At 68.3% G+C, this 26,473-nt stretch carries 26 protein-coding genes; 14 read left to right on the top strand and 12 right to left on the bottom strand.

Annotation, left to right across the window (positions count from 1 at the left end):
* The first annotated feature begins 129 nt into the window (after window positions 1–129).
* Genes ACSFBC_RS02915 through ACSFBC_RS02890 form a run of 6 tightly spaced genes read left to right on the top strand, consistent with a single transcriptional unit; the run spans window position 130 to window position 7,999 of the window.
* The gene (locus ACSFBC_RS02915) at window positions 130–3,006 is read left to right on the top strand and encodes a 2-oxoglutarate dehydrogenase E1 component (protein WP_435508802.1); all 2,877 of its coding nucleotides are present in this window, start codon (window positions 130–132) and stop codon (window positions 3,004–3,006) included.
* 54 nt (window positions 3,007–3,060) lie between these two features.
* Window positions 3,061–4,323, top strand: a complete 1,263-nt coding sequence (gene odhB, locus ACSFBC_RS02910; RefSeq protein ID WP_435508801.1) for a 2-oxoglutarate dehydrogenase complex dihydrolipoyllysine-residue succinyltransferase — start codon at window positions 3,061–3,063, stop codon at window positions 4,321–4,323.
* A 10-nt stretch (window positions 4,324–4,333) separates the two neighbouring features.
* The gene (locus tag ACSFBC_RS02905) at window positions 4,334–4,834 is read left to right on the top strand and encodes a hypothetical protein (RefSeq protein WP_435508800.1); all 501 of its coding nucleotides are present in this window, start codon (window positions 4,334–4,336) and stop codon (window positions 4,832–4,834) included.
* Window positions 4,835–4,836: 2 nt separating this feature from the next.
* Window positions 4,837–6,264 (top strand): dihydrolipoyl dehydrogenase, encoded by a 1,428-nt coding sequence (lpdA, locus tag ACSFBC_RS02900; protein WP_435508799.1) that lies wholly within the window; start codon window positions 4,837–4,839, stop codon window positions 6,262–6,264.
* Window positions 6,261–7,358: a cell division protein ZapE gene (zapE, locus tag ACSFBC_RS02895; protein ID WP_435508798.1), complete on the top strand. Its 1,098-nt coding sequence runs from the start codon at window positions 6,261–6,263 to the stop codon at window positions 7,356–7,358. The genes lpdA and zapE overlap by 4 nt, the downstream gene beginning before the upstream one ends.
* Window positions 7,355–7,999 (top strand): hypothetical protein, encoded by a 645-nt coding sequence (locus ACSFBC_RS02890; protein ID WP_435508797.1) that lies wholly within the window; start codon window positions 7,355–7,357, stop codon window positions 7,997–7,999. Before zapE ends, ACSFBC_RS02890 begins: the two co-directional genes overlap by 4 nt.
* Window positions 8,000–8,058: 59 nt before the next feature.
* Here ACSFBC_RS02890 and ilvD read toward each other — a convergent pair whose 3' ends face one another.
* Window positions 8,059–9,753 carry a dihydroxy-acid dehydratase gene (gene ilvD / locus ACSFBC_RS02885; RefSeq protein ID WP_435508796.1) on the bottom strand — a complete coding sequence of 565 codons (1,695 nt, stop codon included), beginning with the start codon at window positions 9,751–9,753 and terminating at the stop codon, window positions 8,059–8,061.
* Window positions 9,754–9,862: 109 nt separating this feature from the next.
* Between ilvD and ACSFBC_RS02880 the strand changes: the two genes are divergently transcribed.
* Window positions 9,863–10,804, top strand: coding sequence for a LysR family transcriptional regulator (locus ACSFBC_RS02880; protein ID WP_435508795.1), 942 nt, complete (start codon window positions 9,863–9,865; stop codon window positions 10,802–10,804).
* Window positions 10,805–10,813: 9 nt separating this feature from the next.
* Here ACSFBC_RS02880 and ACSFBC_RS02875 read toward each other — a convergent pair whose 3' ends face one another.
* The gene (locus ACSFBC_RS02875; RefSeq protein ID WP_435508794.1) at window positions 10,814–11,986 is read right to left on the bottom strand and encodes an MFS transporter; all 1,173 of its coding nucleotides are present in this window, start codon (window positions 11,984–11,986) and stop codon (window positions 10,814–10,816) included.
* 11 nt (window positions 11,987–11,997) lie between these two features.
* A complete protein-coding gene (locus tag ACSFBC_RS02870; protein ID WP_435508793.1) occupies window positions 11,998–13,008 on the bottom strand; it encodes a GlxA family transcriptional regulator in 1,011 nt (336 codons plus the stop codon).
* Between the two features lie 133 nt (window positions 13,009–13,141).
* Here ACSFBC_RS02870 and lgt point away from each other — a divergent pair, with 133 nt between their 5' ends.
* Complete coding sequence (gene lgt, locus ACSFBC_RS02865) at window positions 13,142–13,966, top strand: prolipoprotein diacylglyceryl transferase (RefSeq protein WP_435508792.1); 825 nt, start codon at window positions 13,142–13,144, stop codon at window positions 13,964–13,966.
* A gap of 4 nt (window positions 13,967–13,970) precedes the next feature.
* On the opposite strand, the gene ACSFBC_RS02860 is transcribed toward lgt, so the two are convergent.
* Window positions 13,971–14,879, bottom strand: coding sequence for a pseudouridine synthase (locus ACSFBC_RS02860; protein ID WP_435508791.1), 909 nt, complete (start codon window positions 14,877–14,879; stop codon window positions 13,971–13,973).
* 203 nt (window positions 14,880–15,082) lie between these two features.
* Here ACSFBC_RS02860 and ACSFBC_RS02855 point away from each other — a divergent pair, with 203 nt between their 5' ends.
* From ACSFBC_RS02855 to ACSFBC_RS02830, 6 genes are all read left to right on the top strand, one after another.
* A complete protein-coding gene (locus tag ACSFBC_RS02855) occupies window positions 15,083–15,751 on the top strand; it encodes a GntR family transcriptional regulator (RefSeq protein WP_435508790.1) in 669 nt (222 codons plus the stop codon).
* Complete coding sequence (locus ACSFBC_RS02850) at window positions 15,748–17,223, top strand: malonyl-CoA decarboxylase (RefSeq protein WP_435508789.1); 1,476 nt, start codon at window positions 15,748–15,750, stop codon at window positions 17,221–17,223. Before ACSFBC_RS02855 ends, ACSFBC_RS02850 begins: the two co-directional genes overlap by 4 nt.
* An 83-nt stretch (window positions 17,224–17,306) precedes the next feature.
* Complete coding sequence (locus ACSFBC_RS02845) at window positions 17,307–18,293, top strand: Bug family tripartite tricarboxylate transporter substrate binding protein (RefSeq protein WP_435508788.1); 987 nt, start codon at window positions 17,307–17,309, stop codon at window positions 18,291–18,293.
* Between the two features lie 10 nt (window positions 18,294–18,303).
* On the top strand, window positions 18,304–19,098 hold the full coding sequence (locus ACSFBC_RS02840) for an enoyl-CoA hydratase/isomerase family protein (protein WP_435508787.1): 795 nt from the start codon (window positions 18,304–18,306) through the stop codon (window positions 19,096–19,098).
* Entirely contained in the window at window positions 19,095–20,642 is a 1,548-nt protein-coding gene (locus tag ACSFBC_RS02835) for a malonate--CoA ligase (protein ID WP_435508786.1), read from the top strand. The genes ACSFBC_RS02840 and ACSFBC_RS02835 overlap by 4 nt, the downstream gene beginning before the upstream one ends.
* Before the next feature lie 149 nt (window positions 20,643–20,791).
* A complete protein-coding gene (locus tag ACSFBC_RS02830) occupies window positions 20,792–21,109 on the top strand; it encodes a YnfA family protein (RefSeq protein ID WP_435508785.1) in 318 nt (105 codons plus the stop codon).
* 9 nt (window positions 21,110–21,118) lie between these two features.
* On the opposite strand, the gene ACSFBC_RS02825 is transcribed toward ACSFBC_RS02830, so the two are convergent.
* The 8 genes from ACSFBC_RS02825 to ribH all read right to left on the bottom strand — a co-directional run bounded on the left by ACSFBC_RS02825 (window position 21,119) and on the right by ribH (window position 26,472).
* Window positions 21,119–21,544 (bottom strand): universal stress protein, encoded by a 426-nt coding sequence (locus tag ACSFBC_RS02825; protein WP_435508784.1) that lies wholly within the window; start codon window positions 21,542–21,544, stop codon window positions 21,119–21,121.
* Window positions 21,545–21,726: 182 nt separating this feature from the next.
* Window positions 21,727–22,713, bottom strand: a complete 987-nt coding sequence (gene tolA / locus ACSFBC_RS02820; protein WP_435508783.1) for a cell envelope integrity protein TolA — start codon at window positions 22,711–22,713, stop codon at window positions 21,727–21,729.
* 3 nt (window positions 22,714–22,716) lie between these two features.
* Complete coding sequence (locus ACSFBC_RS02815) at window positions 22,717–23,154, bottom strand: ExbD/TolR family protein (RefSeq protein ID WP_435508782.1); 438 nt, start codon at window positions 23,152–23,154, stop codon at window positions 22,717–22,719.
* A gap of 4 nt (window positions 23,155–23,158) precedes the next feature.
* The gene (gene tolQ / locus ACSFBC_RS02810; protein ID WP_435508781.1) at window positions 23,159–23,860 is read right to left on the bottom strand and encodes a protein TolQ; all 702 of its coding nucleotides are present in this window, start codon (window positions 23,858–23,860) and stop codon (window positions 23,159–23,161) included.
* The gene (gene ybgC / locus ACSFBC_RS02805; protein ID WP_183025612.1) at window positions 23,857–24,294 is read right to left on the bottom strand and encodes a tol-pal system-associated acyl-CoA thioesterase; all 438 of its coding nucleotides are present in this window, start codon (window positions 24,292–24,294) and stop codon (window positions 23,857–23,859) included. Before ybgC ends, tolQ begins: the two co-directional genes overlap by 4 nt.
* Window positions 24,291–25,475, bottom strand: coding sequence for a pyridoxal phosphate-dependent aminotransferase (locus ACSFBC_RS02800; RefSeq protein ID WP_435508780.1), 1,185 nt, complete (start codon window positions 25,473–25,475; stop codon window positions 24,291–24,293). Before ACSFBC_RS02800 ends, ybgC begins: the two co-directional genes overlap by 4 nt.
* Window positions 25,472–26,008, bottom strand: a complete 537-nt coding sequence (gene nusB, locus ACSFBC_RS02795; RefSeq protein ID WP_435508779.1) for a transcription antitermination factor NusB — start codon at window positions 26,006–26,008, stop codon at window positions 25,472–25,474. The genes ACSFBC_RS02800 and nusB overlap by 4 nt, the downstream gene beginning before the upstream one ends.
* Window positions 26,005–26,472 carry a 6,7-dimethyl-8-ribityllumazine synthase gene (gene ribH, locus ACSFBC_RS02790; RefSeq protein WP_435508778.1) on the bottom strand — a complete coding sequence of 156 codons (468 nt, stop codon included), beginning with the start codon at window positions 26,470–26,472 and terminating at the stop codon, window positions 26,005–26,007. The genes nusB and ribH overlap by 4 nt, the downstream gene beginning before the upstream one ends.
* Between the last annotated feature and the right edge of the window lies 1 nt (window position 26,473).

Here is a 26,473-nt window from a genome sequence, read left to right as displayed (position 1 = left end):
GTGGCACAATGCCAAGGTACTCAGGCCCTTCCCTAGCCACAGTCGCATCCGCCAATCGGTTCAGCCGTGTAGCGGAAGGTTTCTTAAACCAGCTAATGCTTCCTTCAGGGGAGCGAAAGTCAGCGGAATATGAGCGATTCCTCGACGTCCAACGTCTATCAAGCCTACCAAGGCAACACCTATCTCTTCGGTGGCAATGCGCCCTATGTCGAGGAGATGTACGAAAACTATCTCGCCAACCCCGGCAGCGTGCCTGACAACTGGCGCTCCTACTTCGACGCGCTGCAGCATGTGCCGGCCGCCGACGGCAGCAGCGCCCGCGACGTGGCGCACCAGCCCGTCATCAACGCCTTCGCCGAACGCGCCAAGCAGGGCACGACCAAGGTCGTGCACGCGAGCGGCGCCGACTCCGAGCTGGGCCGCCAGCGCACCGCCGTCCAGCAACTGATCGCCGCCTACCGCAACGTCGGCGCACGCTGGGCCGACCTCGACCCGCTCAAGCGCACCGAGCGTCCCGCCATCCCCGAACTCGAACCCTCGTTCTACGGTTTGCGCGATGCCGACCTCGAGACCGTGTTCAACACGAGCAACACCTTCTTCGGCAAGGACACCATGTCCTTGCGCGACCTGCTCAACGCGCTGAACGAAACGTACTGCGGCACCATCGGCGCCGAGTACATGTACACCACCGACCAGAACCACAAGCGCTGGTGGCAGCAGAAGCTCGAGAGCGCCCGGACCAATCCGAAGCTCAACGCCGACCAGAAGAAGCACGTGCTCGAACGCCTGACGGCCGCCGAAGGCCTCGAGCGTTTCCTGCACACGAAGTACGTCGGCCAGAAGCGTTTCTCGCTCGAAGGCGGCGAGAGCTTCATCGTGTCGATGGACGAGCTGATCCAGGAAGCCGGCGCCAAGGGCGTGCAGGAAATCGTGATCGGCATGGCCCACCGCGGCCGTTTGAACGTGCTGGTGAATTCGCTGGGCAAGATGCCCGCCGACCTGTTCGCCGAGTTCGACCACACCGCCCCCGAAGACCTGCCCAGCGGCGACGTCAAGTACCACCAGGGCTTCAGCTCCGACGTGACCACGCGCGGCGGCCCGGTGCATCTGAGCCTGGCATTCAACCCGTCCCACCTCGAAATCGTGAACCCGGTGGTCGAAGGCTCGGTGCGCGCCCGCATGGACCGCCGCGGCGATCCGCTGGGCAAGCAGGTGCTGCCGATCATCGTGCACGGCGACGCGGCCTTCGCGGGCCAGGGCGTCGTGATGGAAACGCTGGCGCTGGCCGAAACCCGTGGCTACTCCACGGGCGGCACGGTGCACATCGTGATCAACAACCAGATCGGTTTCACCACCAGCGACCCGCGCGACAGCCGCTCGACGCTGTATTGCTCGGACATCGTCAAGATGATCGAAGCGCCGGTGCTGCACGTGAACGGCGACGACCCCGAAGCCGTGGTGCTCGCCACCCAGCTCGCGCTGGACTTCCGCATGGAATTCCAGAAGGACGTGGTCGTCGACATCATCTGCTTCCGCAAGCTGGGCCACAACGAACAGGACACGCCTTCGCTGACCCAGCCGCTGATGTACAAGAAGATCGCGGCCCACCCCGGCACGCGCAAGCTGTACGCCGACAAGCTGGCCGCGCAAGGCCTGGGCGAGACGCTCGGCGACGACATGGTCAAGGCGCAGCGCGCCGCCTTCGATGCCGGAAAGAACACCTCGGACCCGGTGCTGACCAACTTCAAGAGCAAGTACGCGGTCGACTGGAGCCCCTTCCTGAACAAGAAGTGGACCGACGCCGGCGACACCGCCATCCCGACCTCGGAATGGAAGCGCCTGGCCGAACGCGTGACCTTCGTGCCCGAAGGCTTCACCGTGCATCCGCTGGTGAAGAAGGTGCTGGACGACCGCGCCGCCATGGGCCGTGGCGACGTCAACGTCGACTGGGGCATGGGCGAGCACATGGCCTACGCCTCGCTGGTGGCCAGCGGCTACCCGGTGCGTCTGTCGGGCGAAGACTCGGGCCGTGGCACGTTCACGCACCGCCATGCCGTGCTGCACGACCAGAACCGCGAGAAGTTCGACACCGGCACCTACACGCCGCTGCAGAACGTGGCCGACAACCAGGCCCCGTTCGTGGTCATCGACTCGATCCTGTCCGAAGAAGCCGTGCTGGCCTTCGAATACGGCTACGCCTCGAACGACCCGAACACGCTGGTGATCTGGGAAGCCCAGTTCGGCGACTTCGTCAACGGTGCGCAGGTCGTGATCGACCAGTTCATCGCCTCGGGCGAAGTGAAGTGGGGCCGCGTCAACGGCCTGACGCTGATGCTGCCGCACGGCTACGAAGGCCAGGGCCCCGAGCACAGCTCGGCACGCCTCGAGCGCTTCATGCAGCTGTCGGCCGACACCAACATGCAGGTCGTCCAGCCGACCACGGCCAGCCAGATCTTCCACATCCTGCGCCGCCAGATGGTGCGCAACTTGCGCAAGCCGCTGATCATCCTCACGCCCAAGTCGCTGCTGCGCAACAAGGACGCGACTTCGCCGATCTCCGAGTTCACCAAGGGTGCGTTCCAGACGGTTATCCCCGACCAGAAGGAACTCAAGGCCGACAAGGTCAAGCGCATCGTGGCCTGTTCGGGCAAGGTCTACTACGACCTGGTGAAGAAGCGCGAAGAACGCGGCCAGGACGACACGGCGATCATCCGGGTCGAACAGCTCTACCCGTTCCCGCACAAGGCCTTCGCGACCGAGATCAAGAAGTACCCGAACCTGGTCGACGTGGTCTGGTGCCAGGACGAGCCGCAGAACCAGGGCGCCTGGTTCTTCGTGCAACACTACATCCACGAGAACATGGTCGACGGCCAGAAGCTCGGCTACTCGGGTCGTGCCGCTTCCGCTTCGCCTGCGGTCGGCTACTCGCATCTGCACCAGGAGCAACAGAAGGCCCTGGTCGAAGGCGCGTTCGGCAAGCTCAAGGGTTTTGTCCTCACGAAGTGAGCGAGCTCCTTCCTATCCATCCCACAAAAAGTACAAGTCGGAGCACTCTCCAAAATGTCCATCGTTGAAGTCAAAGTCCCCCAATTGTCCGAATCCGTGGCCGAGGCCACCATGCTCACCTGGAAGAAGAAGCCAGGCGACGCCATCGCCATCGATGAAATCCTGATCGAGATCGAAACCGACAAGGTCGTGCTCGAGGTGCCCGCACCCGCTGCCGGCGTGCTGGCCGAGATCGTCCAGGGCGACGGCGCCACCGTCGTGGCCGACCAGGTCATCGCCAAGATCGACACCGAAGGCAAGGCCGGCGCAGCTGCACCCGCACCTGCCGCTGCAGCGTCTGCACCCGCTGCGGCACCCGCACCGGCGCAAGCCGCTGCGGCCGCCACCGGTGGCGCCAAGTCCGACGTCGCCATGCCCGCCGCTGCCAAGCTGCTGGCCGACAACAACCTGAAGACCAGCGATGTGGCCGGCTCGGGCAAGGACGGCCGCGTGACCAAGGGCGACGTGCTCGGCGCCGTGGCTTCGGGCACGACCGCCAAGGCACCGGCCGCAGCGCCCGCCGCCAAGCCCGCGCTGCAGCAGGTCGCTGCGCCCGCGAGCCCCAAGGACCTGGGCGAGCGCCCCGAGCAGCGGGTGCCGATGAGCCGCCTGCGCGCGCGCATCGCCGAGCGTCTGCTGCAGTCGCAGTCGACCAACGCCATCCTGACCACCTTCAACGAAGTCAACATGGCCCCGGTCATGGACATGCGCAAGAAGTTCCAGGACGCGTTCACCAAGGAACACGGCGTGAAGATCGGCTTCATGAGCTTCTTCGTGAAGGCCGCGGTGCATGCGCTCAAGAAGTACCCGGTGATCAACGCCTCGGTCGACGGCAACGACATCGTCTACCACGGCTACTTCGACATCGGCATCGCGGTGGGTTCGCCGCGCGGCCTGGTGGTGCCGATCCTGCGCAACGCCGACCAGATGAGCTTCGCCGAGATCGAGAAGAAGATCGCCGAGTTCGGCCAGAAGGCCAAGGACGGCAAGCTGGGCATCGAAGAGATGACCGGCGGCACCTTCTCCATCAGCAATGGCGGTACCTTCGGCTCGATGCTGTCGACGCCCATCATCAACCCGCCGCAGTCGGCCATCCTGGGCGTGCATGCGACCAAGGACCGCGCGGTGGTGGAAAACGGCCAGATCGTGATCCGCCCGATGAACTACCTGGCCATGAGCTACGACCACCGCATCATCGACGGCCGCGAAGCCGTGCTGGGCCTGGTCGCGATGAAGGAAGCGCTGGAAGATCCTTCGCGCCTGCTGTTCGACATTTGATTCGAACGCAATGCGCCGCCTGGCCGTTGTCATGCTTTGCGCGATCGGCGCCTCGGCTTCGGCCGGGGCGGCGGAGCGCGATGCGTGGAGCGGCTTCTACCAGCATCAATGGGTGGCCAACACGAAGGCCGCCCGCGAGCGCCCGGGTGCCGAACCGTCGCAGCTGACGATCGCCCGTGCGCCCGATGCCGACCCCGCCAGGCTGGCGGAGCGCTACCAGGCGGACCCGGCCCGCTGGACCCTGGCCGAGGGCAGCGGCGGCGGCGAGAAAAGCAACCCCCTGCGCCGCTTCCTGCCCCGTGAATACGCCGAGTGGGGCTGGACGGCCCTGCACGAGGCCGGCCGCATGGAGTGCCTCGACGGCGGCCATCTTTTCCTTTGCAAGACCACACCCGACAGCACGGTCGCCTTCGGCCCCGAGGGCCCCAGGCAGGAGACCCTGCGCGTCAAGACGGGTGTCTTTGGAATCGCCCTCCATGCGGGCGCATTCGAACTCAAGAAACTGGACTAAACATGAGCAAGCAATTCGACGTCATCGTCATCGGTGGTGGCCCCGGCGGCTACATCGCCGCCATCCGCGCGGCCCAACTCGGCTTCAACGTGGCCTGCGTCGACGAATGGAAGAACGCCAAGGGCGGCCCCGCGCTGGGCGGCACCTGCACCAACGTCGGCTGCATCCCCTCGAAGGCGCTGCTGCAGTCGTCCGAGCACTACGAGCACGCCGGCAAGCACTTCGCCGACCATGGCATCAACGTCAAGGGACTGGAACTCGACCTCGGCAAGATGCTGGCCCGCAAGGACCAGGTCGTGAAGCAGAACAACGACGGCATCACCTACCTGTTCAAGAAGAACAAGATCACGTCCTTCCATGGCCGTGCTTCCTTCGTGAAGGCTGCGGACGGCGGCTACGAGATCAAGGTGACCGGTGCGGCCGAAGAGTCCATCATCGGCAAGCACATCGTCGTGGCCACGGGCTCCAACGCCCGCGCGCTGCCCGGCACGCCTTTCGACGAAGAGAACATCCTGTCGAACGACGGCGCGCTGCGCGTCGGCGACGTGCCGAAGAAGCTCGCGCTGATCGGCTCGGGCGTGATCGGTCTGGAAATGGGCTCGGTCTGGCGCCGTCTGGGCGCCGAAGTCACGGTGCTCGAAGGTCTGCCGACCTTCCTGGGCGCGGTCGACGAGCAGATCGCCAAGGAAGCCAAGAAGGCCTTCGACAAGCAGGGCCTGAAGATCGAACTCGGCGTCAAGGTCGGTGAGATCAAGTCGGGCAAGAAGGGCGTGAATGTCGCCTACACCAACGCCAAGGGCGAAGCGGTGTCGCTCGACGTCGACAAGCTGATCGTCTCGATCGGCCGCGTGCCCAACACCATCGGCCTGAACGCCGAAGCCGTGGGCCTGGCGCTCGACGAGCGCGGTGCGATCAACGTGGACGACGAGTGCAAGACCAACCTGCCCAACGTCTGGGCGATCGGCGACGTGGTGCGCGGCCCGATGCTGGCGCACAAGGCGGAAGAAGAGGGCGTGGCCGTGGCCGAGCGCATCGCGGGCCAGCATGGGCACGTCAACTTCAACACCATTCCCTGGGTCATCTACACCTCGCCCGAGATCGCATGGGTCGGCCAGACCGAGCAGCAGCTCAAGGCCTCGGGCCGCGCCTACAAGGCCGGCACCTTCCCCTTCCTGGCCAACGGCCGCGCACGCGCGCTGGGCGACACGACCGGCATGGTCAAGTTTCTGGCCGATGCCGCCACCGACGAGATCCTCGGCGTGCACATGGTCGGCCCGCAGGTCAGCGAGCTGATCTCCGAAGCCGTCGTGGCGATGGAGTTCAAGGCCAGCGCCGAAGACATCGCCCGCATCTGCCACGCGCACCCGTCGCTCTCCGAAGCGACCAAGGAAGCGGCACTGGCGGTCGACAAGCGCACGCTGAACTTTTGAGCGTCAAGCAAGCCTACGAGGCCGAGCTCGTCGCTCGCGGCTTCCAGAGCGACCCCGCGCAACTGCGCGCGGTGGACGCGCTGGAGCGCTGCGCCGGCGAGTGGGCCGATTACAAGGCGCAGCGCTCCAACGCGCTGAAGAAGCTGATCAACCGGCCGGAGGTGCCGCGCGGCGTCTACATGTACGGCGGCGTGGGACGGGGCAAGAGCTTCCTCATGGACTGCTTCTTCAATGCCGTGCCGATCAAGCGCAAGACGCGGCTGCATTTCCACGAGTTCATGCGCGAGGTGCACCGCGAGCTGGCCGACATGCAGGGCACGGTCAATCCGCTCGACGAGCTGGGCCGGCGCATGTCGAAGCGCTTCAAGCTGATCTGCTTCGACGAGTTCCATGTCGCGGACATCACCGACGCCATGATCCTGCACCGGTTGCTGGCCTCGCTGTTTGAGAACGGCGTGGGCTTCGTGACCACCTCCAACTTCAAGCCGGACGACCTGTATCCGGACGGCCTGCACCGCGACCGCATCCTGCCGGCGATCGCGTTGCTCAACGAGAAGCTGGAAGTCATCAGCGTGGACAACGGCACCGACTACCGGCGCCGCACACTGGAGCAGCTGCGGCTCTATCTGACCCCCAACGGCCCCGAGGCCGACGCGGAGATGACGCAGGCCTTCGACCGGCTGGCCGAGTCCGCCGACGACGATCCGGTGCTGCACATCGAAGCGCGTGAGATCCGTGCGCGGCGCAAGGCGGGTGGCGTGGTCTGGTTCGATTTCAGGACCCTGTGCGGCGGACCCCGCTCGCAGAACGACTACCTCGAGATCGCGACCCAGTTCCACACGGTGCTGCTGTCCGATGTGCCGCAGATGACGGTGGCACGCGCCTCCGAAGCACGCCGTTTCACCTGGCTGGTCGACGTGTTCTACGATCGGCGGGTCAAGTTCATCCTGTCGGCGGCCGTGGAGCCGGAGGCGTTGTACACCGAGGGCCCGTTGGCCCACGAGTTTCCGCGCACCGTTTCCCGGCTCACCGAGATGCACTCCGCTGAATTCCTTGCGCTCGAAAGGCGCGTGGTGGACACCCGACTCACATGAAGATCCGCACCCTGTTCCTGTCGCTGCTGCTGGCCCTGGGCGCGTTGCCTGGCGTGGCGCAGACCAATGCGGCCGATGGCAACGTGAACCTCGAGGCCGAGCGGGCCCGCCTGACGGCGGAGCGTGCGGCCATCGAGGCCGAGGCGAGCAAGGAGCAGGCGGCCTGCTATCAGAAGTTCGCGGTCGAGGGCTGTCTGGTCGACAGCCGTCGCAAGCGCCGTGCGCAGGAGGACGACATCAAGCGCCAGGAGGCGACGCTGAGCGACATCGACCGCCGGCGCCGCGCCGCGGCCCAGTTGAAGCGCCTCGAAGAGGCGGCCCCGCGTCCGCAGGACGATCCGGCGCAGCGCGAACGCTCGCAGGCGGCGCAGCAGGGGCGCGAAGAGCGTGCCGCCGATCACGCCAAGAGCCGCGAAGAGTTGGCCGCACAGGCGGAGGCCAATCGCCAGAAATTCGAGGCCAAGCAGCGCGCGCAGGTGGCGGAGCAGGCCAAGGCCGCTCGTGTGCAGGCTGCGGCACCGGAAGCCCGCGCGCGCCACGAGCGCAAGCTCGAGAAGGCGCAGGAACATCGCGAGGCCCGCGAACGGAGCAATGCGGAGCGCGCCAAGCCGCGCTCGCCCGGGCTGCCCACGCCGCCCTGAAACGGGCCGCGCTTTCGGGGTGCGCTGGCAGCCAGGCTGCCAGGCCCCCGTGAGGCAAATCAGTACTTGTCCAGCACCGCGCCGGAGCTCGCGCTCGAGGCGTTGAATGCGAACTTGGCCTGCACGCCGCGCGTGTAGCGCGGAGCCGGAGCTTTCCAGCCTTCACGGCGCTTGGCGATCTCGGCCTCGGGCACGTTGAGTTCGAGCACCAGCTTGTGCGCGTCGATGGTGATCGAGTCGCCTTCGTTGACGAAGGCGATGGTGCCGCCGGCCGCCGCTTCAGGCGCCACGTGACCCACCACCATGCCCCAGGTACCGCCCGAGAAGCGACCGTCGGTGATCAGGCCCACGCTCTCGCCCAGGCCCGCGCCGATCAGCGCGCCCGTGGGTGCCAGCATCTCGGGCATGCCCGGACCGCCCTTGGGGCCGAGGTAGCGCAGCACCATCACGTCGCCGGCCACGATCTTGCCGGCCAGGATGGCTTCCAGCGCCGACTGCTCGTCGTCGAACACGCGCGCCGGGCCGGTGATGACCGGGTTCTTCAGGCCGGTGATCTTGGCGACCGCGCCTTCGGGCGACAGGTTGCCCTTGAGGATGGCCAGGTGGCCTTCGTCGTACATCGGCTTGTCGATCGGGCGGATCACGTCCTGGTCGGCGCGCGGCACATCCGGCACGTCGGCCAGCACTTCGGCGATGGTCTGGCCGGTGATGGTGATGCAGTCGCCGTGCAGCAGGCCGGCCTTGAGCAGCACCTTCATGACCTGCGGAATGCCGCCCGCCTGGTGCAGGTCGACCGCCAGGTACTTGCCCGAGGGCTTGAGGTCGCAGATGACCGGCACCTTCTTGCGCATGCGCTCGAAGTCGTCGATGCTCCATTCGACGCCGGCCGTGTGGGCGATCGCCAGGAAGTGCAGCACCGCATTGGTCGAGCCGCCCGTGGCCATGATCACGGCCACCGCGTTCTCGATCGCCTTCTTGGTCACGATGTCGCGCGGCTTCAGGTCCTTCTTGATCGCCTCGATCAGCACCTTGGCCGATTCCTTGGCCGAGTTCTGCTTCTCGTCGTGCGGGTTCGCCATGGTCGAGGAGTAGGGCAGCGACATGCCCAGGGCCTCGAAGGCGCTCGACATGGTGTTGGCCGTGTACATGCCGCCGCAGGAGCCGGTGCCGGGGATGGCGCGCTTCTCGATCTGTAGCAGGTCCTCGTCGCTCAGGTTGCCGGCGGCGTTCTGGCCCACGGCCTCGAACACGCTCACGATGTTCAGGTCCTGGCCCTTGTAGCGGCCCGGCAGGATGGTGCCGCCGTAGACGTAGATGGCCGGCACGTTGGCGCGCAGCATGCCCATCATGCCGCCGGGCATGTTCTTGTCGCAGCCGCCGACCACCAGCACGCCGTCCATCCACTGGCCGCCGACGCAGGTCTCGATGCAATCGGAAATGACTTCGCGGCTCACCAGCGAGAACTTCATGCCTTCGGTGCCCATGGCCATGCCGTCGGAGATGGTGGGGGTGCCGAAGACCTGGGCGTTGCCGCCGGCTTCCTCGATGCCTTCGATGGCCGCGTCGGTCAGCTTCTGCAGGCCCGAGTTGCAGGGCGTGATGGTGCTGTGGCCGTTGGCCACGCCGACCATCGGCTTCTTGAAGTCGGCTTCCTCGTAGCCCATCGCATAGAACATCGAACGGTTGGGCGCGCGCGATTTGCCCTCGACGATGTTGGCGCTGCGGCGGTTGATCTGGAGTGGTTTGTCGGCCATGGGGTCTCTTCTCGTGGGTTGTCTTGTGGGGGAGGCTCGGCGCCAAGTATCCGCCGTTTGACTGATTGGTTCCAATCCGTTGTTGGCCATCGATTGATATGCTCGACATATGAAAGAGACCCTCATCGATCTGCGTGCCTGGCGCCAGTTCGTCGCCGTGGCCGAAGAACTGCATTTCGGCCGAGCGGCCCAGCGCCTGCACATGACGCAACCGCCGGTGACGCAGGCCATCGCGCAGCTCGAGAAGACGCTAGGCATCGTGCTGTTCGACCGCACCCGTCGGCGCGTCGCGCTCACGCCTGCGGGCGAGGCGCTGCTGCCCGACGTGCGCGACATGCTCGAGCGCGCGCAGGCGTTGCCGGCCCGTGCGCGTGCCGCGGCCGCGGGCGAGGTGGGCCGGGTGCGGCTGGCTTTTGTCTCGACCATCGGCTTCGAACGGTTGCCGGTGTGGGTGCGCGAGTTCCGCGCGCTGTGCCCCGAGGTCGCGCTCGAACTGGTCGAGGCGACCGGCGACGTGCAGCTCGAGGCCTTTGCGCGCGGCGAGATCGATGCCGGCCTGATGCTGCATTCGCCCGGCTTCGCGCCGCCCGGCCTCGAGCGCCTAGTGGTCGCGCGCGAGCCGCTGGTGCTGGCACTGCCGGCCCGGCATGCGCTGGCGCAGGTCGGGACACCGGTGCTGGCCGACGTGCTGGCCGAGCCGCTGGTGATCTTCCCGCGCCGCATCGTGCCCTCGCTGCACGACGCGATCTACGGGCTCTACCACGCGGTCGGCCGCATTCCCTCGGTGGCGCAGGAAGCGATCCAGATGCAGACCATCGTCAACCTGGTCTGGGGCGAACTCGGCGTGGCGTGGGTGCCGGAAAGCGTGCGGCAGTTCCGGCGCGAGGGCGTGGTGTACCGCGCCGGCGCCGAGTTCGCGCCGCCCGGGCGCCAACGCCGGGCCGCGCCGTTCCCGGCCTGCGAGACCAGCCTGGTCTGGCCCGCGGCCCTCGATAACCCGGCGTTGGCGCGCTTCGTTGCCTTCGTGCGGGACCGGTCCGCCAGCGCCTGAGCGTGCAGCTCAGGTCGCGGCTTTCGGCCGCTCGCCGCCGTTGCGCAGCAGGCCGGCGGCCAGGGCCAGCAGCGGCAGCATCGCGAGGTTGATCGCCGACCAGCCGAGGCCGTTCAGCAGGGCGCCCGAAGCGAAGGACATCAGCGCGGCGGTGCCGCTGTTGGTGAGTTCCATCACGGCCTGGGCCTGGCCCCGTTCCTGCGGTGCATGCGACTCGCCGAGCAGGGTGGTGCCGGCGATGATCATCAGGTTCCAGCCCACGCCCAGCAGGAAGGAACTGACGAAGAAGGGCATGAACGCATTGCCGGTGAGGGCCACGCACGCACTGGCCGCCAGGCAACCCGCGCCCAGGGCCGCCACGCGCCGGCTGCCCCATCGGTCGACCAGCGCACCGGCAAAGAAGGCCGGCAGGAACATGCCGATCACATGCCACTGGATCACCTGTGCGGCCGAGGCGATCGAAAGACCGCACATGTCCATGGCCAGCGGCGTCGCGTTCATCGCCAGCACCATCAGCCCATGGCCGATCGCCGTCATGCAGACGGCGGCCCGCAGCGCCGGGCGCCGGAACAGGGCCGGCAGCGTCGACCAGTCGCCGCCGGCCGGCTGCGGCACGGTGCCTTCGCGCAGCCGCGACATGACGAGCACGCCGGCAGCGGCCAGCGCGGCGATCGCGAGGTAGGCGCCCGCGAAGGGCGTGGCCAGCGCATCGCGCGACCAGAGCGCGATGCTTGGCGCCAGCAGCGCGGCGCCGATGCCGCCGCCGACCACGCAGGCCGCCGCGCGCCCTTTGTGCTGCGGGTCCACGGCCTCCAGCGCGGCATAGCGGTAGTAGCCGGCCGAGGCCTGGTAGACGCCGATGCAGGCGATGCCGCCGCAGAAGACGATGAAGCTGCCGAGCACCACGCCGGCCGCGGCCACGCCGCCGCCGACGACGCCGAAGGCCGCGCCCCGCATGAGCCCGCGCCGCCGCCCGTGGCGCTGCATGAACATCGACAGCGGCCGCACGGCCGCGAGGTTGCCCAGCACCAGCAGGGCCAGCGGCAGGGTGGCGAGCACGGGCCACGGCGTGAGCCGGGCGCCGACCAGCGAGGTCAGCGTGATGCCGATGATCGAGCACGACCAGTAGAGCGCCTGGCCGATGAACAGCAGGCGCAGCGAGGAGTTGCGAAGCAGCAGCATCGGAGGCGGTCTCAGTCGGTGTGTGGGGCGGCACCGAAGCGTTCCGCGTAGGCCTGCGGACTCACGGCGCGGTGCTTGTGGAAGCTGCGCCGCAGGTTCTCCGTGTGCTCGAAGCCGCACAGCCGCGCCACGGTGGCGATCGAAGCCTGCGCCTGGGCCAGCAGCGCGGACGCCGCCTCGACCCGCACCCGCTCCACATAGCGGCCGGGCGCCATGCCCAGTTCGCGCTGGAACACGCGCGAGAGCGTGCGCGGCGGCATGCAGGCGCGATCGGCCAGCGCCTGCAGCGAGAGGTCGGCACCGATCTGGCCAGGGATCCATTCGAGCAGCGCCGTGAGCCGGGGCGCGTGTGAGGCCTCGGGTGCCAGCAGGTGGCTGAACTGCGCCTGGCCGCCCGGCCGGCGCATGAACATCACGAGCCGGCGCGCGACGGCCAGTGCGAGCGGCCGGCCCAGGTCGGCTTCGACCAGCGCCAGCGCGAGGTCGATGCCTGCCGTCACACCGGCCGAGGTGAACAGGTGGCCGTCCTGCGGGCTCGCGCTGTCGTAGGTGTGCAGGCAGTCGGGCTCGATCAGGACCGTCGGATGGCGCCGACGCAGCGTCTCGAGGCGCGACCAGTGGGTGGTGGCGCGGTGGCCGTCGAGCAGGCCGGCCGCGGCCAGCAGCAGGGCGCCCGAGCAGACCGAGCCCAGCCGGCGGACCCGCGGCTCGGCGGTGCGCAGCCAGGAATGCAGCGCCGCGTCGTCCAGTTGCGCGTCCACGCCATCGCCGCCGGGCACCAGCAGCGTGTCGAGTCCGGCGAGATCGAGTGCGTCGCGTGCCGTGTCGGCGGTCAATGCGAAGCCCGCTGACGTGGCCACGGGGCCGGCCGTCTCGCCCACCAGTTGCAGCACATAGGTCGGCGGCAGGCCGTGGCCCTTGCGTTCGGCATTGGCAGAGGCGAAGACCTGCATCGGCCCGACGACGTCGAGGCTCATCATGTCGGGATAGAGAAGGCAGGCGATGCGGCGCGGCGTGTGCATGACCCGAGTGTGGGTGGGAAGTGCAATGGCCGCAATGACAAGATGCCCACAGATCTGGCCAATTTTTCCGGTGTGGCCCGGCGTCCGGCAAGGGTTGCGCAACCCGTCACGGCGGCCACGGCACAATGCCCGCATGCTCATGTATCCGCAGATCAATCCGGTCGCCCTCCAAATCGGGCCCGTCGCCATCCACTGGTACGGCCTGACCTACCTCGCCGCCTTCGCGCTCTTCTATTTCCTCGGCACACGTCGGCTGCGGCACGAGCCTTTCCGCTCGCTGACCGGGCCCGGCCTCTGGAGCCGCAAGGACGTGGAGGACATCCTGTTCCTCGGCGTGATGGGTGTGATCGTCGGCGGCCGCCTCGGCTACTGCCTGTTCTACAAGCCCGGCTACTACCTCACGCATCCGCTGGAAATCCTGATGGTCTGGCAGGGCGGCATGAGCTTCCATGGCGGGCTGCTGGGCGTGATCGGCGCCATGGTGTGGTTCGCGCATTCGCGGGCCCGGCCGTTCTGGCAGGTGATGGACTTCGTCGCGCCCTGCGTGCCGACCGGCCTGGCCGCGGGCCGCGTGGGCAACTTCATCAACGGCGAACTCTGGGGCCGCTTCTCGAGCCCGGACCTGCCCTGGGGCATGGTGTTCCCGCAGAGCGGCTCGATGCTGCCGCGCCACCCGTCGCAGGTCTACCAGTTCCTGCTCGAAGGCCTGCTGCTCTTCGTGATCCTCTGGCTCTACGCCCGCAAGGAGCGCGTGCAGAGCCGGGTCGCCGCGGTGTTCCTGATCGGCTACGGCGCGATGCGCTTCATCGCCGAGTACTTCCGCGAGCCCGATGATTTCCTCGGCCTGCTGGCGTTCAACATGAGCATGGGCCAGTGGCTGTGCGTGCCGATGATCGCCTTCGGCGTCTGGCTGTACCTGAGCGCACCGGCGCGCGTCGCCCGTTCGGCACGCGCCTGAGCGTTCAGCGCCCGAGCGACAGCGTGGTGCGGAACACCCGCGCGTCGCCGGTCACCGGATCGGTGAAGCGCAGCGTCTGCGCCAGCAACTGCAACGGATGCGCGTGGTCTTCGTCGCCTTCCGCGCGCAGCACCGGGTAGACCGGGTCGTTGACGATCGGCATGCCCAGCGCCGCGCAGTGCACCCGCAGTTGGTGCTTGCGGCCCGTGACCGGCGACAACCGCAGGCGCAGCCGGCCGCCCTCGAGCGCCGCCAGTTGCTCGATCCCAGTTTCGGAGTTCGCTTCGCCCGGCACCTCGCGCATGCGCATGAAGGCCAGGTCTTCGGCCAGCCGACTGCGGTGCACCGCGGGCAGGGGCTGCGGCCCGGGCCCGTGCACGATGGCCTCGTAGGTCTTGTACACCTCGCGTTCCGCGAAGATGCGCTGGTAGAGGCCGCGCGTGGCGGGTTCCACGCTGAACAGCACCAGGCCCGCGGTGCTGCGGTCGATGCGGTGCACCGGCGCCAGCGTGTCGATGCCCAGCCTGCGCTTGAGCCGCACCAGCAGGCTTTCCTGCAGGTACTTGCCGCCGGGCGTGACCGGCAGGAAATGCGGCTTGTCGGCCACCACCAGGTGTGCGTCCTGGAACAGCAGCACCTCGTCGAAAGGCACGCGGGGCTCGTCCGGGATCTCGCGGTAGTAGTAGACGCGCCGGTGGGCGCGGTAGGGCTGCGTCCGCGTGACCGTCTCGCCGTGCTCGTCGATCACCTCGCCGGCGTCGATGCGCGCGAGCCAGGTGGCGGTGCCGACCGCGGGGAAGCGTTCGAGCAGGAAGGCCAGCACCGTCGGCCAGGCGCCGGGCGGCAGACCGACGCAGCTGGGGCCGACGCCGTCGCGGGTCGGCAGGGGGAGGGGAGGGGCAGGGGCGCGCACGGCATCGACTGTAGCCGTCCCACCGACGCGGGCCAGGGTTTCCACTGGCGCCCGGCCATTGCCAGCAGGGGATGTTGTTCCCATAATTACGCGTAATTATCGGAAATTACGGCGCTGCTTGAGGTCCGCACTGCACCTGCCGTCTGCGAACAGCCTTCCGCCCTCCGCCACACCCCGAACCACCCGCCAGGTCGATTCACACCATGCGCATCGTTGCCAACTCGCTGCACGACGAAGTCGCCACCGCGCTGAGGGAAGAGATCTTCGCGGGCGTGCTGGTGCCGGGCAGCTTCCTCGACGAAGCCGCGCTGTGCGAGCGGCTGGCCATCTCGCGCACGCCGCTGCGCGAGGCGCTCAAGGTGCTCACCGCCGAGGGACTGCTGCGCCACGAACCGCGCCGCGGCTGCTTCGTGGCCGAGGTGACCGAGCGCGACCTCGACGAGATCTTCCCCGTGATCTCGCTGCTCGAGGGCCGCTGCGCCTGGGAGGCCGCGCGCAATGCGAGCGACGCCGACATCGCCACGCTCGAGTCGCTGCACGACAAGCTGGTCAAGCACGCCGCGGCCAAGCGCATCACCGCCTACTACGCGACCAATCTCGTCATCCACGAGGCCATCATCACGCTGGCCGACAACCGCTGGCTGGCCCAGACCATCGGCGACCTGCGCAAGATCCTCAAGCTCGCGCGGCTGCAGCAACTCAACGCCCCGGGCCGGCTGGCGCAGAGCCTGTCGGAACACCTGGCCGTGTTCGCGGCCCTCAAGGCGCGCGACAGCGACGGCGCCGAGGCCGCGATGCGCACCCATCTCAACCGCCAGCGCGAAGCCCTGCGCGCCGTGGCGCTTCAACAGAAATCGAGGCTGGCTTCATGAATGCATCCACCTGGCTCACGCGCAGCGTGTCGCGATTGCGCCCCGGCGCCACCCCGGCGGCCGAAGCCGAAGCGGTGACGGCGCTGTCGCCGCTGCCCCCGGCCAAGAAGAAGGCCGCGTTGCCGCCGCGCACGCTGAGCGAGCGGCTCGAGGCCACCTTGCGCCGCCACGGCGAGGCGATGGCGCCGCGTGCGCTGCGGCGCGCGCTGACCGATCTGCAGGCGGTGGTCGACGCGCGCGTCAGCGAGGTCGAGGCCGGCCGGCGCGCCTGCGAAGTCATGCGCTGGTACGCCGAGCTCGATGCGGCCGAGCGGCGCGACGTCTGGCTGCTGATCAGCGAACGCTTCGCGCCCGATGCCAAGAAGCTCAGCAGCGCCCGTGCGCGCCACGAGGCCGCGGCCGGCACCGTCGACGAAGGGCAGGCCGAGGTGCATCTGCGCCGCGCGCTGGCCTCGCCGCGCGCGCGCCTGCTGCAACGCTTCACCATCGACCCCGACGGCATGCGCTTCCTGATCGACCTGCGGGCCGAGCTGCTGCCGCAGGTCAAGGGCGAGCGCCGTTTCGTGCCGCTCGACGCCGAGCTGGAGCACCTGTTCTCGACCTGGTTCGACGTCGCCTTCCTCGACCTGCGCCGCATCAGCTGGGACTCGCCGGCCTCGCTGATCGAGAAGCTGATCCAGTTCGAGGCGGTGCACGACATCAAGAGCTGGGCCGATGTGAAGAACCGGCTCGACAGCGACCGCCGCTGCTACGGCTTCTTCCATCCGCGCCTGCCCGACGTGCCGCTGATCTTCGTCGAGGTGGCGCTGGTCGACCACCTGAGCGACGGCATCGTGCCGCTGCTCGACGAGGCCGCGGCGCTGGCCACCGCGGACAAGGCCACGACCGCGATCTTCTATTCGATCAGCAACACGCAGACCGGCCTGCGCGGCGTGAGCTTCGGCGATTCGCTGATCAAGCGCGTGGTCGAGACGCTGCAGGCCGAGTTCCCGCGGCTCAAGGTCTTCGCCACGCTGTCGCCGATCCCGGGCTTTCGCCACTGGCTGGTCAAGCATGCGGCCGAGATGCTGCTGCGGCTCGACGACAAGCGCGCACGCGCCCTGGGGCAGGCGCTGGGCTCCTTGCCGCCCACGCCGGAGCGCCTGCTGGCCGCGGCCGACGATGCGCTGGCGCTCGATGCCAAATCTCCCGTGCGCCAGATGCTGATGCAATGCGCCGCCGAGTACCTGGGCCGCGCCACGGTCGACGGCAAGCCGATCGATCCGGTGGCGCGCTTCCACCTCGGCAACGGGGCGCGGGTCGAGCGCCTCAACTGGGCGGGCGACCCGTCGACCAAGGGCGTCAAGCAGGCCTACGGGCTCATGGTCAACTACCTCTACGATCTCAAGCGGCTCGACAAGCACCGCGCGCTGCTGTCCGAGGGCAAGGTGGCGGTGTCGGGCGACATCGACGGCCTGTTCTTCAAGGCTTGAGCATCCCGTTTTCGACGGGCCGATTTCCACGGCGTGCCGACGGCCCCGGCACATGAGCGTTGATAAAAACAGGAGACAAGACAATGAACCACAGCTTTCAGCGCCGCGACATGCTGCGCCTGGCCGCAGCGGCTGCCGCCGTCCTTGGCGGCGGCGCGCGCGCGCAATCCGGCTGGCCTGCCAAGCCCGTCACGCTGGTCGTGCCTTTCCCGGCCGGGGGCGGCACCGACGCGTTCGCGCGGCCGCTGTCGGCGCAGTTCTCCAAAGGCGCCGGCCAGACGTTGGTGATCGACAACCGCGGCGGTGCGGGCGGCACCTTGGGCGCGGGCGTCGCGGCCAAGCTGCCGCCGGACGGCTACGGCCTGTTCATGGGCGGGGTGCACCACGCCATCGCGCCGTCGATCTACCCCAGGCTCGACTACGACATCGAAAAGGATTTCGTGCCGCTGATGCTGCTGGCCAATGCGCCGCAGGTGGTGGTGGTCAACCCCAAGCGCGTGACGCAGACCACCCTCCAGGAGTTCATCGCCTATGCCAAGCGAAACCCGGCCAAGATGAATTACGGCTCGGCCGGCGCGGGCACCTCGCACCATCTGGCGGGCGAGCTGTTCAAGCAGCAGACCGGCACCTTCATCACGCACATTCCCTACCGCGGCGCGGGCCCGATGCTGCAGGACCTGATCGCGGGGAACGTCGACGTCTGCTTCGACGGCCTGGGTTCGTCCTCGCAGCACATCAAGGGCGGCCGCATCAAGGCGCTGATGATGGCCGGCGCCAAGCGCAACCCGGCCTTCCCCGACGTGCCCTGCGCGGCCGAGGTGGGCCTGCCCGACTACAACGTCACCACCTGGTACGGCCTGTGGGCGCCCAAGGGCACGCCGGCCGAGGTGCAGTCGCGCATCATCGAGGACATGAAGAAGGCGCTGGCCACCGACGAGCTCAAGACCATCTGGGCTGCCAACGGCTCCGAGGTTCCCGGCCTCACGGGCACGGCTTATGGCGGCTTCGTCAGTTCGGAAATCAAGCGCTGGGCCGCGGTGGTCAAGGCCTCGGGCGCCAAACTGGAATAAGGAAGAAGCGATGGCGGGTGAGATTCGCATCGAACGCGAAGGCGCGATCGCCTTCGTGACGCTGGTGCATGCCGGCCGGCTCAACGCCATGTCGCGCGCGATGTGGCGCGAACTGCGCGCGGCCTTCGAGGGCTCTGCTTCCCTGTCGGCCGACACGGCCCTGCGCTGCATCGTGCTGCGCGGGGAGGGCGGCGCGTTCTGCGCCGGCGGCGACATCTCGGAGTACCCGTCCTTCCGCTTCGATGCGGCCGCGCTGCGCGTCTTCCATGAAGACGAGGTCGGTGCCGCGCTCAAGGCGCTGCGCGGCTGCGAGGTGCCGATGCTCGCGCAGATCGAAGGCGCCTGCATGGGCGCCGGCCTCGAGATCGCGAGCTGCTGCGACATCCGGCTGGCCGGTGCATCCGCGAAATTCGGCGCGCCCATCGCCAAGCTCGGTTTCCCGATGGCGCCCTACGAGGCGGCGCTGGTCCACCGCGCCGTGGGCGATGCGCTGGCGCGCGACATGCTGCTGGCCGCGGGCGTGCACGGCGCGCCCCGGTTGAAGGACGCCGGCTTCCTGCTCGACGTGTGGCCCGACGAGGCCGTCGCCGACGCGGTGCAGGTGCATGCGCGCCGCATCGCCGCGCTCGCGCCCGAAGCCGCACGCGCCCACAAACGCATGCTGGCCGCACTGGCCGGCGTCGACACCGCGGCGGTCGAGGCCCTGCTGCCGACGGCCTACGACTACGCCGACACTCCCGAACACCGCGAAGGCATTGCCGCCTTCCTTGCCAAACGGCCTCCCGCTTTCCGAGACCCCGCATGACGACCAACGCCAACCTCTTCGCCGCGCTGCGCGCCGCTTTTCCTGCCGACCTCGATGCGGTCGCGGTCGAGACCGACGACGGCCTGCTGTATTCCTGGCGCGACCTCGATCGCGCGAGCGCGATGCTCGCCAACCTGTTCGCCGCGCTCGGCCTGGAAGAGGGTGCGCGCATCGCGGTGCAGGTCGAGAAGTCCGTCGAGGCGCTGATGCTCTACCTGGCCACGCTGCGCGCGGGCTATGTGTTCCTGCCGCTCAACACCGCCTACCGCGGCGCCGAGATCGAATACTTCATCGGCAACGCCGAGCCGGCCGTGGTGGTGTGCAGCAGCGCCAACGCCGGATGGGTCGGCCCGATCGCGCAGGCCGCGGGCACGCGCCATGTGTTCACGCTCGACGACGACCGCACCGGCACGCTGCTGGCGCTGGCGGCGCAATGCAGCGACCAGCACGCGGTGGCGCTCAAGAGCGACGACGATCTGGCGGCCATCCTGTACACCAGCGGCACCACCGGCCGCAGCAAGGGCGCGATGCTCACGCACCGCAACCTGCGCTCCAACGCCGAGGTGCTCAAGGACTACTGGGGCTGGACCGAGGGCGACGTGCTGATCCATGCGCTGCCGATCTTTCACGTGCACGGCCTGTTCGTCGCGATCCATGGTGCGCTGCTCAACGGCAGCAAGATGATCTGGCTCAACAAGTTCGATCCCAAGCGCGTGGTGGCACGGCTGCCCGAGGCCACGGTCTTCATGGGCGTGCCCACGCTCTACGTGCGCATGCTGGCCGAGCCCGGGCTCACGAAGAGGGCCTGCAAGCGCATGCGCCTGTTCATCGCCGGTTCGGCACCGTTGCTGATCGAGACCTTTCACGAATGGCAGCAGCGCACCGGCCACACGATCCTCGAGCGCTACGGCATGAGCGAGACGGCGATGCTCACGTCGAATCCCTACAGCCCGGTGCAGGGCGAGCGGCGCGGCGGCACGGTGGGCTTCGCGCTGCCGGGCGTGAACCTGCGCGTGCGCGTGGCCGACGAGAGCGGCGACAGCCGCGAGGCCACCACGGGCGAGATCGGCAACATCGAGGTCGATGGCCCCAACGTGTTCGCGGGCTACTGGCGCATGCCCGAGAAGACCAGGGAGGAATTCACGGCCGACGGTTTCTTCAAGACCGGCGACGTGGGCCAGATCGACGGACTGGGCTACATCACCATCGTCGGGCGCAGCAAGGACCTGATCATCAGCGGCGGCTACAACGTCTATCCGGCCGAGATCGAGGGCTTCATCAACGAGCTGCCGGGCGTGGCCGAGAGCGCGGTGGTCGGCGTGCCGCATGCGGACTTCGGTGAGGTCGGCGTGGCCGTGGTCACGACGAAGCCGGGCGCGACCCTCGATGCGGAAGCCATCGTGGCCGAGCTCAAGGCCAAGCTGGCGAACTTCAAGGTGCCCAAGCGCTGCTTCGTGGTCGGCGAGCTGCCGCGCAATGCGATGGGCAAGGTTCAGAAGGCGCTGCTGCGCGAGCAGCACAAGGGGCTGTTCGCGCGCGCCTGAGCCTCGTTCGGGCAGCGACGTCAGGGTGCGCGGCGCCGCCGTGGCCGGGCGAGCGTCAGCGGCTCGGCTCCAGGGGCGAGCCCGTCGGAAGGCTCGCGCAGGGCGGCGCTGCTGCGCGGTGTCGGACGGGCAGCCACGACAATGCGCGCATGAAAACTCTCGCGCTGTTCATTGCCACCGCGCTGGCCGAAATCGTCGGCTGCTACCTGCCGTGGTTGTGGCTCAAGCAGGGCAGGTCGGTCTGGCTGCTGCTGCCGGCGGCACTGAGCCTGGCGCTGTTCGCCTGGCTGCTCACACTGCATGCCACGGCCGCGGGCCGCGTCTATGCGGCCTATGGCGGTGTGTACATCGGCGTGGCGATCGCCTGGCTGTGGGCCGTGGACGGCATCCGGCCCACGCCCTGGGACGTGGCCGGCGTGGTGGTGGCGCTGACGGGCATGGGCCTGATCATGTTCCAGCCCAAGTGAGAGCGTGCCCTACTTGACCAGCAGCACCGAGACCGGGCTCTCGGCGATCACCTTGCTGGCCACCGAGCCCATGAGCGCGCGGCCGAACATGCCGTGGCCATGCGTGCCCATGACGATCAACCCGGCGCCGGCTTCCTTGGCGCCGGCGACGATCTCCTCGGGTGCGTGGCCATGGCGCTCCTGCGTCGTGAACGCGCTCACGCCCTGGTCGGCCAGCGCTTTCTTCACGGGCTCGAGGACTTTGGCTGCTTCTTCGGCGTAGTAGCCGTCGACGACTTCCTTGGACACATGGCGCTTCACGTTGCCCGGCAAGGCGGTGCAGACGTGCAGCACGACGAGTTCATGGCCTTCGACGAACATGGCGCGGTGGTCGGACAGGTAGGCCAGGGCCTTCTGGGTGTACGGGCTGCCGTCAACGGCGACGAGGATTTTCATGAGAGTCCTTTCAAGGTCATGGAAGAGGGCGACCGCGTGGGCGGCCCCTGCGACATGTGACCACAGCCAGGCCATCGTCGGTGGCGGATGCCCCCGATGGCGCTGCGGTCTTGACCTCGAGCGTAGGGGCGCGGTGCGCCCTGCGGGTTGATGCAGATCAACCCGCAGGGCGGCGGGAAGGCTCAGCGCTTGGGCTTGAGCTCGACGATCAGTGCCGGAGGAACGCGGCCGTCGATGTCACGTGGCAGCTTCTCGGTCTTCTGCAGCGCGCGCAGTGCGGCCTGGTCCCAGGCGGGCAGCCCGCTGGACTTGACCAGCCGTGGCGTGCCCACGATGGTGCCGTCGGGCGCCAGCTTGACCTCGAATTCGGCACCCGGGTTGCCGTTGACGAGTTCGGCGTCGGGGAAGACGACGTTCGGGCGCACAGCTGCCGCCACTCTGCCGCCGTAGCTGCCCGAAGGGCCGGAGGACTTCAGTGCAGTGCCGGTCGCGTTGTCGTCACCGCTGGCGCCGGCCAGGCCCTGCATGCGCTTGAGCGTGGCGGCACGGTCGGCCGCGGCCTGCTTGGCGGCATCGGCTTCCTTCTTCTTCGCGGCCTCGGCCTGCTGCTGTTGCTGCTGCTTGGCCTCGGCTTCCTTCTTCTTGCGTGCGTCGGCCTGCGCCTTCTCCTGTGCTTCCTTGCGATCTTCGGCCTGTTCTTCGGCGCGGCGCTTGGCCTCGAGTTCCTTCTTTTCCTGGGCCGCCTTCTTCGCGGCTTCCATCTTCTTTTCCTGCTTGGCCTGCTCGATCTCCTGCTCGCGCTCCTTCTGCTCGCGCGCCTTCTTCTCGCGCTCGAGCGCGATGTCGGGCGGACGCGGGGCGGGTGCGGGCTCGGGCGCCCTCGCCGCGGGCGGCGGTGGGGGCGGCGGAGGCGGTGGTGCAGGTGTCGGCGCGGGCGCGGGCGGCGGCACGGGCGCCGGCGGCTGCGTCAGGCGCGGTGCCGCCTGCTGCACCGTGGTCGACCAGATCTCGGCCTCGACCGCGTCGCTCTCGGCGTCGCGCTTCCAGTGCACGCCCCAGGTCAGCGCGGCGATCAGCACCGCGTGCGCGGCCAGCGCGAAGGCGATGGCGCGCGGCGTGCCGCGTTGGGGCGGGGGGGCGAACTCGGGGCGGTCGGCGGCGAGCGACATGCCTTACTTCGCGCCCGTGGTCGTGACCGACAGCCCGACCCGCTCGACGCCCGCGCGCTTGAGCAGGTTCATGGCCTTGACCACGGTCTCGTACTTGACCGACTTGTCGGCGCTGATGACCACCGGGCGTTCGGCGTCGCCGCCCTGTGCGGTCTGCACGGCCGTGCCGATCTGCGCGAACGGGATGGCGCTGCCGCCCGAACCGGTGGACGGGTCCTTCTTGATCTGGATCTCGTCGTCGGTCTTGATGACGATCTCGATCGGCTTGTCGGGCTGCTTGTTGGCGCGGTCGACGCTCGGCAGGTTGATCACGCTGGGTGTGATCAGTGGCGCGGTCACCATGAAGATGATCAGCAGCACCAGCATGACGTCGATGAACGGGACCATGTTGATCTCGTTGATCGTGCGGCGGCCGCGGCCGCGGGAGGAGGTGGCGGGCATGGGCTCAGCGGCCGGCGCTCGAAGGCGCCGGCTGGGTCGACAGGTTGCGCTGCAGGATGTTCGAGAACTCTTCGATGAAGGTCTCGAGTGCGATCGCGGTCTTGTCGATCTCGCGCGCAAAGCGGTTGTAGCCGACCACCGCGGGGATGGCGGCGAACAGGCCGATGGCGGTGGCGACCAGCGCCTCGGCGATGCCCGGCGCGACGGTGGCCAGCGTGACCTGCGTCAGCGCGGCCAGGCCGGTGAAGGCATGCATGATCCCCCAGACCGTGCCGAACAGCCCCACGTAGGGCGAGACCGAGCCGACCGTGGCCAGGAAGGACAGGTTGGATTCGGCCACGTCGAGCTCGCGCTGGAAGCTCGCGCGCATCGCGCGGCGCGCGCCGTCGAGCAGCGTGGCGGCGTCGGCCACATGGCGTTCACGCAGCTTCTGGTACTCGCGCATGCCGGAAGCGAAGATGCGCTCCATCGGGCCGGCGAGCTTGGCGTTCTGGGCCGCGGAGGCGAACAGCTCGTTCAGGCTGGTGCCCGACCAGAAGTCGCGCTCGAACTCGTCGTTGAGGGCGCGCATGCGCTTGAGTGCGAAGAACTTGCGGAAGATCGCCGCCCAGCTGGCGATCGAAATGCCGGCCAGCAGCAGCACCACGAGTTGCACGGGCAGGCTGGCATGGATCAGGAGGGTGAGGATCGAAAGGTCTTGGTTCATGGCGTGAGAGGTTGAGACATGGAGCCGCGATGGCGCTCGAGGGTTCCCGCAACATGGGCCGGAATGCGGGCTGGGCGCAATGTGAGGCCATCGACCCAGCCGATGCGGATCGTGCCTTCGCACAGCAAAGAGGGTTGCTCTTCTTTTGATAGCACTCGCTGAGCGATTATGGCGGACGCCGAACCGGTCTGACGAAGTTCGACCGTCACAAGCAGTTCGTCGTCGAGCCGTGCGGGCCGGTGGTACTTGAGCTGGGTCTCGCTCACCACGAACATCCCGCCGCTCTGTTCGCGCAGCGCGCGCTGCTCGATGCCCAGGTCGCGCAGCCATTCGGTGCGCGCGCGTTCCATGAACTTCAGGTAGTTGGCATAGAACACGATGCCGCCGGCATCGGTGTCTTCCCAATAGATGCGGATCGGGAACTGGAAGCTCATCCGGCCAGCGTCTTGAGCCGCGCGATGGCTTCTTCGAGGTGCGCCATGGAGCTGGCGGTCGAGAAGCGCACGAAGCGCGCGGTCTCGGCCGTGCCGAAGTCGCGGCCCGGCGTGATCGCGACGTGGGCGCGTTTCATCACCTCGAAGGCGAAGTCCCAGCTGCCTTCGATGCCCAGCTTGCGCGCGAACTCGGTGCAGTCGGCCCAGGCATAGAAGGCGCCGTCGGGTTCGACCGGCACCGTGAGCCCGAGCGCATTGAGCTGCGGAATGAACCAGTCGCGTCGGCGCTTGAACTCGGCGCGGCGGCGTTCGTACTCGGCGATGCTTTCGGGCTCGAAGCAGGCCAGCGCCGCGTACTGCGCCACGGTGCTCGCGCAGATGAACAGGTTCTGCGCCAGGCGTTCTACCGCCGGCACCAGCGCATCGGGCACCACCAGCCAGCCGAGTCGCCAGCCGGTCATGTTGAAGTACTTGCTGAAGCTGTTGATGCTGATGACCTGGTCGTCGATGGCCAGAGCGGTCTGGCCGAAGGCGTCGTCGTGCGACAGGCCGAGGTAGATCTCGTCGATCAGCGTGATGCCGCCGCGACGCGACACCACCTCGTGGATGCGGCGCAGTTCGTCGGGCGCGATCGAGGTGCCGGTCGGGTTCGAGGGCGAGGCCAGCAGCACGCCGCGCGTCTTGTCGGTCCAGGCCGCCTCGACCTTGGCCGCGCTGAGCTGGAAGCGCTCGGCCGCGGTGGTCGGCACCAGCACGGCGCGCCCTTCGGCGGCCGTCACGAAATGGCGGTTGCAGGGGTAGCTGGGGTCGGGCAGCAGGATCTCGTCGCCTGCCTCGATCAGCGCCAGGCAGGCCAGTTGCAGCGCAGCCGAGGCGCCGGCGGTGATCACGATGCGACGGGCCGGCACGTCGACGCCGAAGCGCTCGCGGTACCAGCCGCTGATGCGTTCGCGCAGCAGTTCGAGGCCGGTGGCCTGCGTGTACTGCGTGGCGCCCGCGCGCACGGCCCGTACGGCGGCTTCCTGCACCAGGGGCGGCGCGGTGAAGTCGGGCTCGCCGATGTTCAGGAAGATCATCGGCCGGTCGGTGTGGGCCACTTCGCGCGCCAGGGCGCTGGCGGCCTTGGCCACTTCCATCACATAGAAGGGCTCGATCTTTTCCGCACGGCTCGAGATCCTCATGCGCGCGCTTTCCCCGACGCGCGATCGGCTTCGACCTCGACGCTGCGCAGCGTCGGCGCCAGGCCGTTGAGCACCGCGTTCACGTACTTGTGGCCGTCGGTGCCGCCGAATTCCTTGGCCAGCTCGATGCACTCGTTGAGCACCACGCGCCATGGCACGTCGAGGCAGTGCCGGAATTCGTAGACGCCGATCCACATCACGGCATGCTCGATCGGCGAGATCTCTCCGAACTTGCGGTCGAGCAGCGGCTGGATCAGCGCGTCGAGCTCGGCCTCTTCGCGGATCGTGCCGTGCAGCAGCGCGTCGTAGTGGGCGGCATCGGCCTTGTGGAAGCCGGCCAGGTCGCGTGTGAAATGGTCGATCTCGGTCGCATCGTTGCGGCCCACCAGGTGCTGGTAGAGCGCCTGCAGCGCGAATTCGCGCGAGCGGCTGCGGTTGGACTTGGCCGAGGCCTTGCGTGCGCCCGTGCTGGTGAGGCCGGTGCGCACCTGGCGCGGCTTGGCGTCTTGGTCGGGGGGAAGGTCTGCGGTCATGAGAGGGTGGTGGCCAGCAGCTGCGCCATTTCGACGGCGACGCGCGCCGCATCGCGGCCCTTGTCGGTCTGGCGGGCCACGGCTTGGTCCAGGTTTTCGGTGGTGAGGATCGCGTTGGCGATGGGCAGGTGGTGGTCGAGTGCGATGCGGCTCACGCTCGCGCCCGATTCGTTGGCCACGAGTTCGAAATGGTAGGTCTCGCCGCGGATGATGCATCCCAGCGCGACCAGCGCGTGGTAGCCGCCGCGCCGGGCCATGGCCTGCAGCGCCACCGGCACTTCCAGTGCGCCGGGCACGCGCACGTGGTCGATGTCGGCATCGGCCACGCCGAGCGCCGAGAGTTCGGCCAGGCAGGCCTCGGCCAGTGCATCGGTGATGTCTTCGTTGAAGCGTGCCTGCACGATGCCGATGCGCAGGCCTTGTCCGTCGAGCGCCAGAAGCTCGCCCTTGTTTGCGTGAAGCACG

The organism is Variovorax frigidus (assembly GCF_051216515.1).
Classification (GTDB): Bacteria; Pseudomonadota; Gammaproteobacteria; order Burkholderiales; family Burkholderiaceae_C; genus Variovorax.
Note: the sequence above shows the minus strand (reverse complement) of the source record. Positions and strands in the feature narration are given on the sequence as shown.